The sequence below is a fragment of the Nocardia carnea NBRC 14403 genome, assembly GCF_000308515.1.
GTDB lineage: Bacteria > Actinomycetota > Actinomycetes > Mycobacteriales > Mycobacteriaceae > Nocardia > Nocardia carnea.
Genome location: NZ_BAFV01000018.1, coordinates 19,186 through 35,641, shown reverse-complemented (window position 1 = coordinate 35,641; position 16,456 = coordinate 19,186). Strand labels below are relative to the sequence as shown.

Sequence of the window (16,456 nt, the reverse complement as noted above, 5' to 3'; positions counted from 1 at the left end):
CAAACTCGGGCGATCACCCACACGGGCAGCTCGCCGCGCACACCGCGCCCGGATGGGCCGGGGCACCGATTGGGCGGAACATTCGACCGATACGCACACAATGGGCGACAATTCCCCCGTGCGAACTCAGTTCACCAACGAGCTCGTCGCGTTGACCGCGGATCTGACACAGATGTGCCGCATCACCCACGAGGCGGCCGAACGTATGATCGACGCGCTCGTCGGGGCCGATCTCACCGCGACCTACGAGGTCTTCGCCCTCGACGAACGACTACAGGCCATGTACAGCGCCTGCGAAGCCCGCACCGTCGTCCTACTGGCACTCCAGGCACCGGTGGCGCGCGATCTACGCCATGTCGTCACCGCCATCCAAATCGCCGGTGAACTCTCGCGAATCGGCCAACTGTTCAGCGGAGTCGCCGATCAGGTGTATCGGAGCCATCCCGAACCGGTCGCCGCCACACCGGTTCTCGACCCACTCGGAGCCATGGCGGAACTCGCCGCCGCGGCCACCGAACGGGCCGAACGCGCGGTGACCACCGGGCGGTACAGCGTCGCCGACGAGAACGCCCCGGCGACCATGCGGGCCCTGACCCAGAAACTGCACACCGCGCTCTCGGATACCGGCGATACGACCGATACCGCCATTGCGCTCGCCCTGGTCGGACATCGGCTCGCGGGCAGCCTCGAGCACACCGACCGGATCGCGCGATTGATCCATTTCCTCGATACCGGTATCCCGCCGACCGCCCAGATCGTCGCCGACGAAGACGAGGAAGCGAGCTGAACCGAGCGGTAACCCACCCCCGGTTCGCTCCCAAACTTGGGAATTCCCTATGCTTTTGACGAACCCTCAGCCGGCGGCCACCAGCCTTCGGTGAATTGTTCACCACACCACCGAACAGCCGGAAACATTCCGGCCCACAGACGTCACGACGAGCACATCCGGTGCGCCGGTGACCACGGGGCTCCCCCTCATCAAGCCCCGCGGCGTCGGCGCGGTACCCGGTCCGGACAATCGGGCCGCGAACGCACCGGAACGCAAGCCCTCGTTCGTGGCAGGTCCCACCCCCGAGTCGGCGCCGGCACGGCGACTCGGGGGTGGTGCCGTGGGCACACTATGCCGAATCTCACACCGGAGAGTAGCTTCGGGTTAGCTGGGCGACGCGGTAGCTTGACGCTCGGCACATCCCGGCACCTCGGCAAGGAATTTCGTTGAAGCCCACAACTTATGAGCAATCGGGCGTTTCGCCCATCGGCGCCCGATTCGCGGAGGTGGCGCGGTGAACTCGCTGCTGTCCGCACTACCCGCCCCGGTGCGTAAATTCGCGGCCGTCGCGGTACCGATCCTGATCGTGATCGTCCTGGCCGGCGGCTACTTCCTCGAAGGCCGCAGCAGCACAACCGATCCGGCCGCCGACGCGGCGGATGCCCCGAGCGCCGCGGCCGCCGACGTACAGTCCGCACTGGACCGCCTCCCGGTCGAGACCGAGATCGCCATGACCGGCTACAGCCGGGAGAAATTCCGGCACTGGGACGATAACGACGCCGAACACGGTTTCGGCCCCGAATTCGCCCAGTACAGCAAATGCACCACCCGCGAGGTGATGATGCTGCGCGACGCCACCGGCGAGGTGACGCTGGACCCCAAGACCTGCGATCTGAAAGTCGGCAAAGGCGGTGGCTGGCAGGACACCTACGGCGTCATGGACCCCGAAACCGGGAAACTGAAGCCCTACAAGTTCATCACCGAATCGTCCGGTGTCGACGCCGAACATATCGTCCCGCTCGCCGAAGCCTGGCGCTCCGGCGCCAAGAGCCTGGACGCCGATACCCGGCGCCGCATCGCCAACGACGCACAGAATCTCATCGCCTCCGACCCTTCCGCGAACCGGTCCAAAGGCGATCAGGATCCGGCCGACTATCTGCCGCCGGGAAGTTTCCGGTGCGGATATATCTCCCAGTACGTGCAGGTAAAGCTAAAGTACGAACTGAGCGTCGACAAGGACGAGCAGACCGCATTGCGCACCGCCGTGGACGACTGCATAAAACGAGGTGAGTTCAAATAGCCGAAGTCATCGAGTTGCCGAGTAAGACATCGGTCATGACCCGGGAAGCCGGGACGATATCCGGTGCCCTGGATATCACCCTCGATCCCGACGGTTACGGTCTTGTCCGCTACCGGGAAACCGAGCAGTGGTACACGATCGGCAATCTCGATGACACCACGCCGCGCACCTGGAAGTCCTGCACCGAATTGGCGGACGCGATCGCGCAGGTGGCCGGAACCCGCGACGCCGCGGGCAACACCGTTCCCTTCGAGTCCTGAGATCGCGGCGGCGGAGGTCATTCGCCTCCGCCGCCGCCACCTCCTCCCCCACCTCCTCCCCCACCACCTCCGCCACCACAGCCGCTACCGCCCCCGCCGCAGCCGCTACCGCCACCACAGCTGCTGCCGCCCCCGTCTGCGCCGGAGCCGTCGCCGGCACCGAAATCGCCGAGGAACCAGGCACCCGTGCCGGCGCCACCCGCTGCTGCCGACCGCTTCCCGGCACGCCGAGACGCACGACCGCGTGGTAACCAGCGTGCAATCGTCATCACCACCAGCATCGCGGAGACCCAGAAAAGCGGCAGGCTCCAGGTCAGCCCGAAGTTGTCCAGGACAACGCATCCCAGCCAGGCAGCGCCGCCGGCGATCATCAGCAACAGCACGCTATCTCCCGAATCCGCAGCGTATTGCGGACGATATTACGTGCCGCTGCGATCTGCCCGGCCCGGACAATTTCCTGCGGTGTACGTGATCACAACACCTTTTCTGCCCAATCGATGCGGTAACGCTGCTCGGTGCCGGCCAGTTTCTCCGGGTTCATCGTCCGGGCCATGATCGGCATCATCAGCTGCATCACCTTGCGCGCCAAAGGCCCTGGGGTCTTGCTGTGGTTGATTTTGGCGGCGCGCGCCGCCACGCCTTCGACCCGGGAGCGGCGTAACCGCTCATAGGTGGCGAAAGCGGTTCCGAGATCGGGTAGGTCGCGCAGGCAGCGGGCCAGCTGGATCGCGCTCTCGATCGCCAGCGAAGCCCCCTGTCCGGAACTGTTGGACGGAGCGTGCACGGCGTCGCCGATCAGCACCATGCGGTCCCGGTACCAGCGCGGCACGGGCGGCATGATGTGCAGTGCGCCGGTGACCTCCAATTGTTCCGGAGTGGTCGCCCGGGCGAGCGGGCCGCCCGGATGGTCCTCGCCGTAGGTGTCACGCAGGATCTCCAGCCAGCGCTCCGGTGCGGTATCGCGGGCTTCGGTCAACGAAAGATATTCCGCGCTCGGCAGATTCGCACCCCAGCCGATACGGCCGTCGCCGAGGGGCCAGTACAGGTAGTAGGCACGTTTCCCGTAGGCGAAGACGATCGTTTCGTCCGGGGTCGCGATATCGCATTCGACCGTGGCACCGAAGCCGAGCATCCCGGTGAACTCCGGGCCCGGAGCAGCAGGGTCGATCAGGCGGCGCACGGTGGACCGGATTCCGTCGGCACCGACGAGTACATCGGCGGTGGCGGAACTGCCGTCGGCGAAGTGTGCGGTGACACCGGCAGCGGTGTGGTCGGCAGCTATCAGGCGTTTACCGTATTCGACCGGAACGCCGGCGGTCACTGCCCGTTCGTGCAGAACCCGATGCAGTTCCCCACGATCCACCAACTGCAGTGGCGGCTGGTCCGGGAGGCTGGGGGCAGGCAGCAGTTTGCCGCCGACCGACAGGCACATACGGGGTACCGGGACGGCGATATCGCGGACCGCGTCGCCCGCGTCGATCACATCCAGCGCGGCCACACCGTTGGGTGCGAGGGCCAGCCCGCTGCCGATTGTGAAGGCCGGCCCGGGGTAGGCCTCGTAGACACGGGCGTCGATATCCGCTTTGCGCAGTGCGGTGGCCGCCACCGGCCCCGCGATTCCACCGCCGATCACCAGCGCGGTTTCTGTTCTGGACACAGGAGTACTCCTCGAGAGTTGCAGGGTGGGCGACGCCGCGGCAGCACCGCCTTACGGGCGATCGGTCCGCACCGCTGTGCGACCGGCCGCGCGCCCGGACTGGTACGTCGCCGAACCGCCCTGCGCTTCGCCTCCCGGTTATCCTGTGTTCTGCCAAACTCGCGGCCGGGTGTGCGCCTGCGCGGGCACGGTCCGAGACGGTGATCCGGTCTCGATGGTGGTGTTGGCGCACCACCATCGAGACCGGTGTGTGAATCAGTGGCCGGTATCAGCTCCTTCTACGTATTCGCGTACACGTGCGGCGTCCACACCGGACCCGCCGCGATGCCATGCCTGCCATTCCGCCTGGCCGGCGAAGGTGCCGTCGACGAGTTCGGCACGCAGGGACCGGGTCCATTCGGCTTCCGCCTCCAGCACCGCCAGCCCGTACTCGGATTCGATGAGGAACAGGCGCGGCAGTGATGTGGAGAGGTCGGCGAGATCTTTCTTCACCTTGGCGATCTGCTCTTCGAGCACCGTGAGCCGGCGGCCCAGTAGTTCCGCCACCTCATCCGGCGGCAGCACGGCAAGGATCGACAGGCCGGCGATATAGCGGCCGCGTTCGGGCTCCGGTTCGGCGATGAGCTCCCGGGTCCAGTCCACGAGTTCGGCGCGTCCGGCTCCGGTGATCCGATAGATCACCCGTTCGGGCCGCGCACCGTCGCGTTCGCTGCCCACCACCTCGAGGAATCCGGCTTTGGCCAGGTTCTGCACGACCGTGTACAGCGACCCCCATTTGATGTCCATGTCCTGGTCTTTGCCGTACTCACGCAACCGTGCGGCGATCTGATACCGGTGCATGGATTCGTCCTGCATCACCGCGAGCACGGCCAGCGCCAGCAGATTGCCCACCTTGCGCTTCTTCGCCACATCGCCTCCTTACTCGTCTACGAATATACGTGTACGAGTATGTGGGGACAAGGCATCGATACCCACCCGACCGAGGCTGGCACTCGGCACGCCGGGATCCCGAGGCCGGCCTGATCCGAACCGAGCACGGCCGGCGACGGTGCCGCGCTCAGCGGAGCACCTGAGCGAGGCGGCCCTATCGAGCGTCGTCGATCAGTTCGGCCGGGGCAGCCAGACGCCAGGAATCGAGAATGATGGCGCGCATTTCCTCGTGATCATCGAGCGCGGCGAGCCGGACCCGCACCCACGGATTACCGGCCTCGTGACCGGCGATCCAGAACTTGGCCGGCTCGGCGACCACCAATTCGTCGCGGTCGACAATCGGGCAACGCACGGCCATCGAGGTCTCGTCTTCGGGAAGAGTCAGGAACAACCGGCGCTCGACCCGGAAGATCGGCATATTCCAGGCGAACTGCTCAGTGGTTCCCGGCAGCGAAAGAGCATAGGCGCGTACATCATCCCCGGTCGCGGTCATAGAAGAATTGTGCCCCGGCGCACCGACAGACCGGGCCGCGCAGCCCGCGGAGTCAGCCGCCGACCACCGTGCCGGAGAGCTCGACTCCGGCGCCGTCGAGTTGCTCCAGCGCCGATTCGACCGTGACCGGCGCGACCCCTGCGGTCAAACCGAGCAGGACACGGGTGCCGAAACCGGCCGCGGCCGCGTCCAGGGCAGTGGCCCGGACACAGTGGTCGGTCGCGATCCCGACGATATCCACCGATGTGATTCCCCGGGTGCGCAACCAGACTGCGAGGGGCGTGCCGTCGGACGCGGCGCCTTCGAAACCCGAGTAGGCGGCCGAGTACTCCCCCTTCGAGAAGATCTCCTGCACCGCGGCGGTATCGAATTCCGGATGGAACTCCGCGCCGGGAGTTCCGACCCGGCAATGCGGCGGCCAGCTGTCGACATAGTCCGGGGTCTCGGAGAAGTGGGCACCCGGATCGATATGGAAATCCCGGGTCGCCACCACCGCGTCGTATTCGGTATCGCGCAGATATTCGCTGATCAGCCCGGCCACCCGGGCGCCACCGGTGACGGCAAGCGAACCGCCCTCACAGAAATCGTTCTGGACATCCACCACGATCAGCGCGCGTTCCATACCCTCATTTTCCCCCGCAGCGGCCGGTCAGGCCACAAATGTGGTGGGCACCGCCGGATCACCGCCGGACAGTTTGATGCCCTCCCAGGGCAGACTCACCAGGCCGCGCGCCACGAGCTCGCGAGATTCGGTGAGCGGCGGACGGTCGAGCGGTTCGCCACCGCGGACCAGCGGTACCGGCAGCTCGCGTACCGCGAGCTCACCCGGGTCCGGGTATCGGCCGGCCGCCGGGTACACGATCTCCTCGACAATCGTCCCGGTGGACCGGGCCAGGCGCGCCGCCCGTTTCGCCCCGCCCCGCGACTCCTTGTGGCTGGAACGCTTGGCTACCGGTAACCCCTCGACCTCGACCAGCTTGTACACCATGCCCGCGGTCGGGGCCCCTGAACCGGTGACCAGCTGCGTACCCACCCCATAGGCGTCGACGGGTTCCGCGCGCAGGGCCGCGATCGCGTATTCGTCCAGATCGCCGGAGACCACGATGCGGGTGTTCACCGCGCCCAGTTCGTCCAGCTGCCCGCGGACCTGCCGGGCCAGCACGCCGAGATCACCGGAATCGATACGTACTGCCCCGAGCTCCGGACCGGCCACCTGCACCGCGAGGTCGACGCCGCGGGTGATGTCGAAGGTGTCGACCAGCAGTGTCGTGCCCGGCCCGAACGCCGCCACCTGACTGCGGAACGCCTCCACCTCGTGTTCCCCGTCCGGCCCGCTGTGCACGAGAGTGAACGCATGCGCGCTGGTCCCGGCGCCGGGCACGCCGTAGTGGCGTACCGCCTCCAGATTCGAGGTCGCGTGGAAACCGGCCAGATAGGCCGCCCGCGCACTGGCCGGTGCGGCCAGTTCGTGCGTGCGGCGCGACCCCATCTCGATCATGCGTCGGCCGGCCGCGGCGCTCACCATCCGGGCGGCCGCGGACGCGATCGCGCTGTCGTGGTTGAGGACCGACAACACCAGAGTCTCCAGTACCACGCATTCGGCGAAGGTCCCGGTCACCGACAGGATCGGCGATCCCGGAAAATACAGTTCACCCTCGGGGTAGCCGTCGATATCGCCGGTGAAGCGGTAGTCCCGTAACCAGTCGACGGTCGCGGTGTCCAGGAATCCGGCGGCGACTTCCAGCTCCGCTTCGCCGAACCGGAACCGGGCCAGGGCGTCGAGGAGACGGCCGGTCCCGGCCACCACGCCGTACCGGCGACCGTGCGGCAAACGCCGGGCGAACACCTCGAAGGTGCAGCGCCGCGCCGCGGAACCATCGGCCAGCGCGGCCGCCAGCATCGTGAGCTCGTATTGGTCGGTCAGCAGGGCGGTGCTGGCGGCGGTATCGCGCGGGTCCACGGTTGTCACTGTAAACAGGCCGGGCCACCGGTCGGTTAGAGCACCCGCCACGCCCGGGACGACGGGCAATCCGGCATACGCTCTCCCGGCCGTACCGCCCGGCCTGTGTGCGGCCCCTCGCCGAGCCGGAGGCAGCCGTATTGTTCCTGCTCCGGGTGTTGTGAATTACACCGCGAGTCGTACCCTTGGATTTATGGCCTTGTGCAACACAGCACCCCGCACCCGGACGATCGAGGTCCGAGTAGGCGCCGCCGGCGCCACGTTGTCGGCGGCACAGGCGACCCCCGAAGCCGTAGAAGCCACCGAGATCCTGGAGGCCGAGGACCGCCCCTGGGTCACCGTGGTGTGGGACGATCCGGTCAACCTGATGCACTACGTCGCCTACATCTTCCAGAAGCTGTTCGGCTACAGCAAAGCCAAGGCGACCGAGCTGATGCTCAAGGTGCACAACGAGGGCAAAGCCGTCGTATCGTCCGGTTCGCGGGACAAAATGGAACAGGATGTCCGCCGGCTGCACGCGGCGGGCCTGTGGGCGACCATGCAACGAGACGACTGATCGGACGGTTACCGTAGCGACGTGCGTAAATGGAGCCGGAAGAACTCATTGAGCGGTCTCAAGCTGCGGTCCGAGCTGGACGCGCGCGAGGCGAGCGTGCTGCGTTCGCTGGTCGGCGCGGTCTCCGGTCTGCTGGGTGAGCGCGCATCGTCCGCCCCCGAAGACGAGCTCGCCGCACTCACCGGTCTGCGCAGCGGCAACACCCTCCCCCCGGACGATCCCCGGCTGGCCCGGTTGCTCCCCGATTTCCATCGCGCCGAACCCGGCTCCCCCGACGCCGATCGCGCCGATCTCAACAGCGCGCTACGCGGATTGCACGAACCGGAGATCATCGACGAGAAACTGGCCGCCGCCGGGGTCGTCCTGCGCACCGTGCCGGAGGACGGCGGCAAGATCGCACTGACCCCGGAAGAAGCGGACGCCTGGCTCGCCGCCCTCACCGATATCCGGCTGGCCCTGGGCGTCGTCCTGGAAATCGACGCCGACACCCCCGAACAGTTCCCGCCCGACGACCCCCGCGCCCCGCATCTGGACGTCTACCACTGGCTCACCTGGATGCAGGACTCCCTACTGCAGGCGATGGCACCGTGACCGGCGCACCCGGACCGCGGAACGCGCTCACCGATATCGCCGGCCTGCTGGTCGGCCACCACCACGTCCTCGACCCCGACGCCACCCACGGTTCCGGCGCCGCCACCGGCAGCACGGTGGTCCGCGCGCCGGGCGGCGCGGTCGCCGCTGTGGATGTGCGCGGCGGCGGCCCCGGCACTCGGGAGACCGATCTGCTCGACCCCGCCAATACGGTGCGGCAGGCGCACGCGATCCTGCTCACCGGCGGCAGCGCCTACGGCCTCGCGGCCGCGGACGGCGTGATGAGCTGGCTGGAGGAACACGGCGAGGGCATCCCGATGGACCCGGCCGACCCCACCCGCGTGGTGCCGATCGTGCCCGGCGCGGTGATCTTCGATCTGCCGGTCGGCGATTGGTCCACCCGCCCCACCGCCGAGTTCGGTTACCACGCCGCCGACGCGGCCGGACCCGATTTCCTGCGCGGTTGTGTCGGTGCGGGAGTGGGCGCACAGGCGGGTGCGCTCAAGGGCGGTATCGGCAGCGCGAGTATCCGGTTCAGCGACGGTATCGCCGCCGGCGTCACCGTCGGCGCGCTGGTGGTCGCGAACCCGGTCGGATCGGTTTTCGATCCGCGCACCGGGCTGCCGTGGGGTGTCGGCACCGACGGTCCCGAGTTCGCCGGGTTACGACCGGCCACACCGGAACAACTGGCCGCGGCCAATGCGCTCCCCGTCAAGAGCACTGTCCTGAACACCACGATCGGCGTGGTCGCCACCGACGCGCCCCTCGACACTCTGGGCTGCCGCCGCCTCGCCACCACCGCGCACGACGGTTTGGCGCGGGCCGTACGACCGGCGCATTCCCCCCTCGACGGCGATACGTTCTTCGCCCTGGCCACCGGCACGGCAACACCGCCGGACCTGCCCGCACTCCCGGCCACCTTCCCCGGCGACCTCCCGCTGCTCGACGAGCTGTGCACCGCCGCCGCGGTCTGCGTGGAGCGGGCAGTGGTCGACGCGATCCGGTCGGCGGTATCGGTCGCGGGTATCCCGTCCTACAGCGAACTGTTCGGCAGCTGACCCCGCGCCGCCGGAGGCGGCGCCGCAGACCCGGGAATACCCGAATATCCTCGACGGTTGTCGGCTGTGATGGGTCGGCGAGAGCCGAGACGATGTGTGGAGAGGTTCGATTGTGCTCGTGATCAGGGCCGACCTGGTGGATTCGATGGTTGCGCACGCCCGCGCCGACCATCCCGACGAGGCCTGCGGGATCATCGCGGGGCCCGAGGGGTCCGACCGTCCCGAGCGGTTCGTCGCGATGATCAACGCCGAGCGCTCCCCGACGTTCTACCGGTTCGATTCCGGTGAGCAGCTGAAGGTGTGGCGGGCGATGGACGACGCCGACGAGGAGCCGGTGGTGATCTACCACTCCCACACCGCCACCGAGGCCTACCCGAGCCGCACCGATATCTCCTACGCCTCCGAGCCCGGCGCGCACTACGTCCTGGTCTCGACCCGCGACCCGGAGCAGCACGAACTGCGCAGCTACCGGATCCTCGACGGCGAGGTCACCGAGGAACCGGTGCGGATCGTCGCCGCCTACGAGACCGCCTGACCCCCACAACTTCCGACCGATTTCCGAGAAGACAACAAGCGAGGAGTACCCATGCCGGTCACCGTGTCCATCCCGACGATCATGCGCACCCACACCGGCGGTGAAAAGCGCGTCGAGGCCAAGGGGTCCACGCTCGCCGCGGTGATCGAGGATCTGGAGGCCAACCATCCGGGCCTGGCCGAGCGCCTGCTCAACGAGGGCAAGCTGAACCGCTACGTCAATATCTATGTCGACGACGAGGATGTCCGGTTCACCGGCGGCCTCGACACCGCCGTGGGTGAAGGGACAACGGTCACGATCCTGCCGGCCGTCGCGGGCGGGGCCTGACGGTCCGGTGGCACGCTACGAATCCCTGATCGCGACCCTCGGCAATACGCCGCTGGTCGGTCTGCGCAATCTCTCCCCGCAGTGGGAGGGCGAGTTGCCGGTACGGCTGTGGGCCAAACTCGAGGACCGCAACCCCACCGGGTCCATCAAGGACCGCCCGGCCCTGCGCATGATCGAACAGGCCGAAGCCGACGGCCGGCTCTCCCCCGGCTGCACCATCCTCGAACCCACCAGCGGCAACACCGGGATCTCGCTGGCCATGGCGGCGAAACTCAAGGGCTACCGCCTGGTGTGCGTGATGCCGGAGAACACCTCGGTGGAACGGCGCCAGCTGCTCACCATGTTCGGCGCGGAAATCATCGATTCGCCCGCCGCCGGCGGTTCGAACCAGGCCGTGGCCAAGGCCAAGGAGATCGCCGCGGCGAACCCCGACTGGGTGATGCTCTACCAGTACGGCAACCCCGCGAACGCGCTCGCCCATTACGAGACCACGGGCCCGGAGATCCTCGCCGATCTGCCGGAGATCACCCATTTCGTGGCCGGCCTGGGCACCACCGGCACGCTGATGGGCACCGGGCGGTTCCTGCGGGAGAAGGTCCCCGGTATCGAAATCGTCGCCGCCGAGCCCCGGTACGGGGAACTCGTCTACGGACTGCGCAACATCGACGAGGGTTTCATCCCGGAGCTGTACGACGAATCGGTTCTCACCAGCCGGTTCTCCGTCGGTCCGTACGATGCGGTCCGCCGGACCCGGGAGCTGGTGCTGGAAGAGGGTATTTTCGCCGGGATCTCCACCGGTGCGATCCTGCACGCGGCGCTGGGCGTGGCCCGCAAGGTCGCCGCGGCCGGTAAACGAGCAGATATCGCCTTCGTCGTCGCCGACGGCGGCTGGAAATACCTGTCCACCGGCGCCTACGACGGCACTCTCGAAGAAGCCGAGGAACGTCTGGAAGGACAACTCTGGGCTTGAGTTGCCCGCGGCGGCGGCCAGTACCCGAACTTGCAAGCCGCCGCCACCCGGCGACAGCCTCGGTAGACTCGGTAACGCTCCGGCTCGCGTCGCCGGAGGCGGCGCCGAATTACAGGAGGATCGTCATGACCGGTGGCGCACCCCTGGGCGCTTCGTTCGACCCCGATCGTATTTCTGCGCTCCGGCCGACCTCCGGCGGCGGATCGGCCGCCCCCACCGGGCGGCCGCGTTTCACCGCCGGACGGGACTGGGGGCGGGCCGCGGTGCTGATGGCCGCGTTCGTCGTCCTGTTGTATCTGATCGAATCGGTGGATTCGATCATCGACTACTGCATCGACTGCACCGCGGGGATCGAACCGCGCGTCGTCGACGGCCTCGACGGCATCCTGTTCGCTCCGCTGCTGCACGGCAGCTGGGACCATCTGATCGGCAACACGCTGCCGGTGCTGATCCTCGGCTTCCTGACGCTGGCCACCGGTATCGGCCGCGGGCTCGCCGCCACCGGGATCGTCTGGCTCGTCGCAGGCGTGGGCACCTGGCTCACCGGCGGGACGAACTCCGTACATATCGGCGCATCGTCGCTGGTCTTCGGCTGGCTCACCTACCTCATCTGCCGCGGCTGGTTCGCCCGCCGGATCGGCCAGATCGTTCTCGGCGTCGTGGTACTCGTCTTCTACGGCTCCCTACTATGGGGTGTTCTCCCAGGTCAAGATGGAATCTCCTGGCAGGGACACCTTTTCGGCGCAATGGGTGGACTGATCGCCGGCTGGGTACTCTCCAGTGATGAACGTCGACACCGCCGGCAACTGCGCACCGGGGCAGCCGTCCCACCCCGGTGACCGTGGATGCGGCCAGTATTTTCGGGGGATGCGGTCTTGAATCGGGAAACATCGTGGCAGCATGGGAGCATGCGCCTCACGGTCCTCGGGTGCTCGGGCAGCGTGTCCGGCCCGGATTCCCCAGCGTCGGGTTATCTGCTCACCGGCCCGGATATGTCGCCGGTGATCATCGATTTCGGTCCCGGGATCCTCGGCGCGCTGCAGCGATACGCCGATCCGGGCGAGGTCGACATCTTCCTCACCCACCTGCACGCCGACCACTGCCTGGATCTGCCGGGCCTGCTGGTCTGGCGGCGCTACCACCCGACGCCGCCCACCGGGCAGGCCATCGTGCGTGGTCCGTCGGATGCGCCGGTGCGGATCGGTAACGCTTCCGCCGAGATCGGTGGCGAATGCGACGACTGGTCCGATGTGATCGATTTCCGCGCATGGGCCGAGGGGGAAACGGTCGAGTTCGGTCCCGGTCACACCATCACCGCGCGCCGTATGTTCCATCCGCCGGAGTCCTACGGACTGCGTATCGTCACCGCCGCCGGGCGCACCTTCGTCTACACCGGTGATACCGCCGTCTGCTCGGCGGTTCAGGAACTGGCCCAGGGCGCGGACGTTCTCATGGCCGAGGCCTCCTGGACCCACGATCCGGCGAACCGCCCCGAAGGCATCCATCTTTCGGGCACCGAAGCCGGCCGGATCGCGGCCGCGGCGGGAGTCGGGGAACTACTTCTCACCCATATCCCGCCGTGGACTTCCCGCGAAGACGTCATCGCCGAAGCGAAGGCGGAATTCACCGGCCCCGTACACGCCGTGACACCGGGCGAGTCCTTCGAGCTGTAATTTCGGCGCCGGCTCCGTCGGCGCGGGGTCACCGGGTCCGGCGCGGCGGTCGAACGCTGCGACCCCGGCGGATGCCGGCACGGGGACCCCACTACGCTGAGCGCGTGTCGAGACGAGCCGATGGCAGGGCGGACGACGAGCTCCGCGAGGTACGGATAACCCGAGGTTTCACCACGCATCCGGCCGGTTCGGTGCTGGTCGAGTTCGGGCAGACGCGGGTGATGTGCACGGCCAGCGTCACCGAGGGCGTACCGCCGTGGCGGCGTGATTCCGGTCTGGGCTGGCTCACCGCCGAGTACGCGATGCTGCCGGCCGCGACCCACACCCGCAGCAGCCGGGAATCGGTCAAGGGAAAGGTCGGCGGACGTACCCAGGAGATCAGCCGGTTGGTCGGCCGCTCCCTGCGCGCCTGTATCGACCTGGCCGCCATCGGTGAGAACACCATCGCCGTCGACTGCGATGTCCTGCAGGCCGACGGAGGTACCCGCACCGCCGCCATCACCGGCGCCTACGTCGCGCTCGCCGATGCCGTCACCTACCTCGGTGCCGCGGGCGGACTGGCCGATCCGCAGCCGATCTCTTGCTCGATCGCCGCGGTCAGCGTCGGGGTCGTGGACGGCCGGGTCCGGCTGGACCTGCCCTACGAGGAGGATTCGCGCGCCGAGGTCGATATGAACGTTGTCGCCACCGATACCGGCACCCTGGTGGAAATCCAGGGCACCGGCGAAGGCGCGACCTTCCCGCGTTCCACCCTCGACAAGCTCCTGGATTCCGCGCTCGCGGGCTGCGAGCAACTGTTCGCGGTGCAGAAGGAAGCGCTGGCGCTGCCCTATCCGGGTGTGCTGCCCGAAGCTCCGGAACCGGCGAAGAAGAAGTAATGACCCGCCGCGTTCTGCTGGCCAGCCGCAACGCCAAGAAACTGAACGAGCTGCGCCGGATCCTGGACGAGGCCGGCGTCGCCGGGCTCGAGATCGTCGGGCTCGACGATGTCCCGGAATACCCGGAGGCACCGGAAACCGGGGCGACCTTCGAGGAGAACGCGCTGGCCAAGGCGCGCGACGGTGCCGTGGCGACCGGGTTGCCGTGTATCGCCGACGATTCCGGGCTCGCGGTGGACGCGTTGAACGGGATGCCGGGTGTCCTGTCGGCCCGCTGGGCCGGGCGGCACGGCGACGATGCCGCGAACAACGCCTTGCTGCTGGCCCAGCTCACCGATGTCCCCGACGATCGCCGTGGCGCGTACTTCGTCTCGGCCTGCGCGTTGGTGCTACCGGACGGCGCGGAGACCGTAGTGCGCGGCGAATGGCCCGGAACCATCGCGCGCGCACCGCAGGGCGACGGCGGCTTCGGCTACGACCCGCTGTTCCAGCCCGAGGGCGGCGAGCTCAGCGCAGCTCAGCTCACCCCGGCGCAGAAGGATGCGGCCTCCCACCGCGGCCGCGCGCTGGCCGAACTGCTGCCGGCACTCACTCGGCTGGCCGACTGAGCAGAACGAGCCCGACCGGAGGCCACATTTCGTCCGGTCTGCGAGAGGGGCCGATCAGACGCCGAAGTCGCGTTTGACCTGCTGAGTATTGCGGTGCTCGACGAAGAACGACAGCAGCGGGATCGTGCCCGCCAGCAGGGTGCCGATAGTGCGTTTGATCGGCCAGCGCACCTTGACTGCTAGGTCGGCGGTGAGGATCAGGTAGATGAAGTACGCCCAGCCGTGTACCAGCGCGATCCACGACGGGGTATCCACGCCGAACCCGTACTGCGCGATCATCTCGGCGGTGAGCAGCAGCAGCCACAGACCGGTGACCCAGGCGAGCACGCGGTAGCGCAGCAGCGCACCCGCGATCTTGCGGTCGCCGGCGGGCCGCGCGGGCTCGGCGGCGACGGTGGTTTTCTCGCTGGCGGTCAACCGGCGCTCCTCTCGGGATCGCGGGCTTCGCTGCCCGCTTGGTCGCCGGCGTTCAACCGGGCGAGGTAGCTGTTGTATTCGGCGAGCACCGGATCGGCGTCGCGGGCGGCTCGCGGCCGTTCCGGCAGGAAACCGGCAGGAATCTCGCGCGGTTCCCGGACAGCGGTGCTGCGCCGGCGGCCGGACGGTGCCGATTCGTCGTCGGCGGCCGGTTCGGCACCGGTCGCTGTCGTCGATCCCGCTTCGCCGCCTGTGCCCGCCGAGTTCGTGGCCGGGTTCGTGGATTCGGCATCCTCCACCCCGGCTTCCTGTTCCAACCGCACGAAGCGGAAGTAGGCAAAGAGCGCGAAAGCGCCGAACAGTGGCCACTGCATCGCATAGCCGAGGTTCTGCGCTGTCCCGCTGGCCGAGGAGAACCGCTCCATCTGCCACCAGCCCAATGCCAGCGCTGCTACCGCGAGCACAACCGCCAGGACGATCAGAGCCGGGCGGTGCACGGTACGGCGGGAGGTTTCGGGCACGCCTACCACGGTACCCGTCTACTACACCGGCCGTAGTGTGAGGTGTGCGTCGCGCGGGCGGCTGTCGGCGCCGGTCAGAGGTCGTAGACGACTCCGGTCATCCGCTCCGACTCTTCCCACAACCGCCGCCACAGGCCCGTGTTCTTCGACAACCGGGTCGACGGGGAGGCCGCCACGGGGCCCTGGGACTGGAACAGCCGGGTCGGACCCCAGTAGGTCTGCGGATCGGCATCCGGCATCGTCGCCGCGAACAAGGTGGAATGCGCCGCCTTGGCCGGGGCGTGCCCGACCAGCCGGATCACCGGTTTGCTGACCAGATCGAGTGGGGTCTCGGTGCGGGTGAACAGTTCAGTGGCCGATACCCCGGGATGCACCCCGTAGGACCGTTTCGGTGAGCCGGCCGCCGCCAGGCGGCGCTGTAGTTCGCGGGCGAACATCAGGTTGGACAGTTTGGCCTGCGCGTAGGCGAGGTTGCGCTGGTAGCGCCGGTTCTCGTAGTTCAGGTCGTCGATCCACAGTTTCGGTGTCTGTTTGTGGGCGATACTGGCGAGGGTCACCACCCGGTCGCGCATCCGGTCCAGCAACAGCCCGGTGAGAGCGAAATGCCCGAGGTGGTTCACTCCGAACTGGGTTTCGAAACCGTCCACGGTCCGCGAGAACGGCACATTCATCAGGCCCGCGTTGTTGACCAGTACATCGAATTCACCGGTGGCCTCGGCGAATTCGCGGATCGAGGACATATCGGCCAGGTCGAGCCGGCGAACCTGGAGATCTCCACCGATACTGTCGGCGACCTCGCGGGCCTTCTCGGTGTTGCGGCAGGCCATCACCACGGTGGCCCCTTTACCGGCCAGGACCTTGGTGGTCTCGGCGCCGAGGCCACCGTTGGCTCCGGTGACGACATAAGTGCGCCCGCGCTGGTCGGGCATCTGATCGGGTTTCCACGCCATGAT

22 protein-coding genes are annotated in these 16,456 nt (G+C 67.9%); 13 read left to right on the top strand and 9 right to left on the bottom strand.

What is annotated here, in order from left to right:
* The first annotated feature begins 118 nt into the window (after positions 1–118).
* From ON22_RS05485 to ON22_RS05475, 3 genes are all read left to right on the top strand, one after another.
* Entirely contained in the window at positions 119–787 is a 669-nt protein-coding gene (locus ON22_RS05485) for a phosphate signaling complex PhoU family protein (RefSeq protein WP_033246027.1), read from the top strand.
* Positions 788–1,283: 496 nt separating this feature from the next.
* Entirely contained in the window at positions 1,284–2,069 is a 786-nt protein-coding gene (locus tag ON22_RS05480; RefSeq protein ID WP_051157186.1) for an HNH endonuclease family protein, read from the top strand.
* A gap of 35 nt (positions 2,070–2,104) precedes the next feature.
* The gene (locus ON22_RS05475) at positions 2,105–2,329 is read left to right on the top strand and encodes a hypothetical protein (protein WP_081595355.1); all 225 of its coding nucleotides are present in this window, start codon (positions 2,105–2,107) and stop codon (positions 2,327–2,329) included.
* Positions 2,330–2,346: 17 nt separating this feature from the next.
* Here the strand turns inward: ON22_RS05475 and ON22_RS37200 are convergent, their stop codons facing one another.
* The 6 genes from ON22_RS37200 to ON22_RS05450 all read right to left on the bottom strand — a co-directional run bounded on the left by ON22_RS37200 (position 2,347) and on the right by ON22_RS05450 (position 7,369).
* Positions 2,347–2,712 carry a hypothetical protein gene (locus ON22_RS37200; protein WP_174375557.1) on the bottom strand — a complete coding sequence of 122 codons (366 nt, stop codon included), beginning with the start codon at positions 2,710–2,712 and terminating at the stop codon, positions 2,347–2,349.
* Positions 2,713–2,801: 89 nt separating this feature from the next.
* On the bottom strand, positions 2,802–3,986 hold the full coding sequence (locus ON22_RS05470) for an FAD-dependent monooxygenase (RefSeq protein ID WP_033245898.1): 1,185 nt from the start codon (positions 3,984–3,986) through the stop codon (positions 2,802–2,804).
* 255 nt (positions 3,987–4,241) lie between these two features.
* On the bottom strand, positions 4,242–4,895 hold the full coding sequence (locus ON22_RS05465) for a PadR family transcriptional regulator (RefSeq protein ID WP_033245897.1): 654 nt from the start codon (positions 4,893–4,895) through the stop codon (positions 4,242–4,244).
* Between the two features lie 175 nt (positions 4,896–5,070).
* Positions 5,071–5,409 (bottom strand): MmcQ/YjbR family DNA-binding protein, encoded by a 339-nt coding sequence (locus ON22_RS05460; RefSeq protein ID WP_033245896.1) that lies wholly within the window; start codon positions 5,407–5,409, stop codon positions 5,071–5,073.
* 52 nt (positions 5,410–5,461) lie between these two features.
* Positions 5,462–6,031: an isochorismatase family protein gene (locus ON22_RS05455; RefSeq protein WP_033245895.1), complete on the bottom strand. Its 570-nt coding sequence runs from the start codon at positions 6,029–6,031 to the stop codon at positions 5,462–5,464.
* A 27-nt stretch (positions 6,032–6,058) separates the two neighbouring features.
* The gene (locus tag ON22_RS05450) at positions 6,059–7,369 is read right to left on the bottom strand and encodes a nicotinate phosphoribosyltransferase (RefSeq protein WP_033245894.1); all 1,311 of its coding nucleotides are present in this window, start codon (positions 7,367–7,369) and stop codon (positions 6,059–6,061) included.
* 193 nt (positions 7,370–7,562) lie between these two features.
* Here ON22_RS05450 and clpS point away from each other — a divergent pair, with 193 nt between their 5' ends.
* From clpS to rdgB, 10 genes are all read left to right on the top strand, one after another.
* The gene (clpS, locus tag ON22_RS05445) at positions 7,563–7,925 is read left to right on the top strand and encodes an ATP-dependent Clp protease adapter ClpS (protein WP_033245893.1); all 363 of its coding nucleotides are present in this window, start codon (positions 7,563–7,565) and stop codon (positions 7,923–7,925) included.
* A gap of 21 nt (positions 7,926–7,946) precedes the next feature.
* Entirely contained in the window at positions 7,947–8,516 is a 570-nt protein-coding gene (gene aosR, locus ON22_RS05440) for an oxidative stress transcriptional regulator AosR (protein ID WP_033245892.1), read from the top strand.
* Entirely contained in the window at positions 8,513–9,574 is a 1,062-nt protein-coding gene (locus ON22_RS05435) for a P1 family peptidase (protein WP_033245891.1), read from the top strand. Before aosR ends, ON22_RS05435 begins: the two co-directional genes overlap by 4 nt.
* A gap of 112 nt (positions 9,575–9,686) precedes the next feature.
* Positions 9,687–10,109, top strand: a complete 423-nt coding sequence (locus ON22_RS05430; RefSeq protein WP_033245890.1) for a M67 family metallopeptidase — start codon at positions 9,687–9,689, stop codon at positions 10,107–10,109.
* Positions 10,110–10,160: 51 nt separating this feature from the next.
* On the top strand, positions 10,161–10,436 hold the full coding sequence (locus ON22_RS05425) for a MoaD/ThiS family protein (protein ID WP_033245889.1): 276 nt from the start codon (positions 10,161–10,163) through the stop codon (positions 10,434–10,436).
* Positions 10,437–10,443: 7 nt separating this feature from the next.
* The gene (locus ON22_RS05420) at positions 10,444–11,406 is read left to right on the top strand and encodes a PLP-dependent cysteine synthase family protein (protein ID WP_033245888.1); all 963 of its coding nucleotides are present in this window, start codon (positions 10,444–10,446) and stop codon (positions 11,404–11,406) included.
* A gap of 125 nt (positions 11,407–11,531) precedes the next feature.
* Entirely contained in the window at positions 11,532–12,245 is a 714-nt protein-coding gene (locus ON22_RS05415; protein ID WP_081595354.1) for a rhomboid family intramembrane serine protease, read from the top strand.
* 69 nt (positions 12,246–12,314) lie between these two features.
* Positions 12,315–13,079, top strand: coding sequence for a cyclic nucleotide-degrading phosphodiesterase (locus ON22_RS05410; protein WP_033245887.1), 765 nt, complete (start codon positions 12,315–12,317; stop codon positions 13,077–13,079).
* 104 nt (positions 13,080–13,183) lie between these two features.
* Positions 13,184–13,957, top strand: a complete 774-nt coding sequence (gene rph / locus ON22_RS05405; protein WP_033246023.1) for a ribonuclease PH — start codon at positions 13,184–13,186, stop codon at positions 13,955–13,957.
* Entirely contained in the window at positions 13,957–14,565 is a 609-nt protein-coding gene (rdgB, locus tag ON22_RS05400; protein ID WP_033245886.1) for an RdgB/HAM1 family non-canonical purine NTP pyrophosphatase, read from the top strand. The genes rph and rdgB overlap by 1 nt, the downstream gene beginning before the upstream one ends.
* 54 nt (positions 14,566–14,619) lie before the next feature.
* Here the strand turns inward: rdgB and ON22_RS05395 are convergent, their stop codons facing one another.
* The 3 genes from ON22_RS05395 to ON22_RS05385 all read right to left on the bottom strand — a co-directional run bounded on the left by ON22_RS05395 (position 14,620) and on the right by ON22_RS05385 (position 16,453).
* Complete coding sequence (locus ON22_RS05395) at positions 14,620–14,982, bottom strand: DUF3817 domain-containing protein (RefSeq protein ID WP_033245885.1); 363 nt, start codon at positions 14,980–14,982, stop codon at positions 14,620–14,622.
* Entirely contained in the window at positions 14,979–15,503 is a 525-nt protein-coding gene (locus tag ON22_RS05390; protein ID WP_033245884.1) for a hypothetical protein, read from the bottom strand. The genes ON22_RS05395 and ON22_RS05390 overlap by 4 nt, the downstream gene beginning before the upstream one ends.
* A 74-nt stretch (positions 15,504–15,577) precedes the next feature.
* On the bottom strand, positions 15,578–16,453 hold the full coding sequence (locus ON22_RS05385) for an oxidoreductase (RefSeq protein ID WP_033245883.1): 876 nt from the start codon (positions 16,451–16,453) through the stop codon (positions 15,578–15,580).
* Positions 16,454–16,456 lie beyond the last annotated feature (3 nt).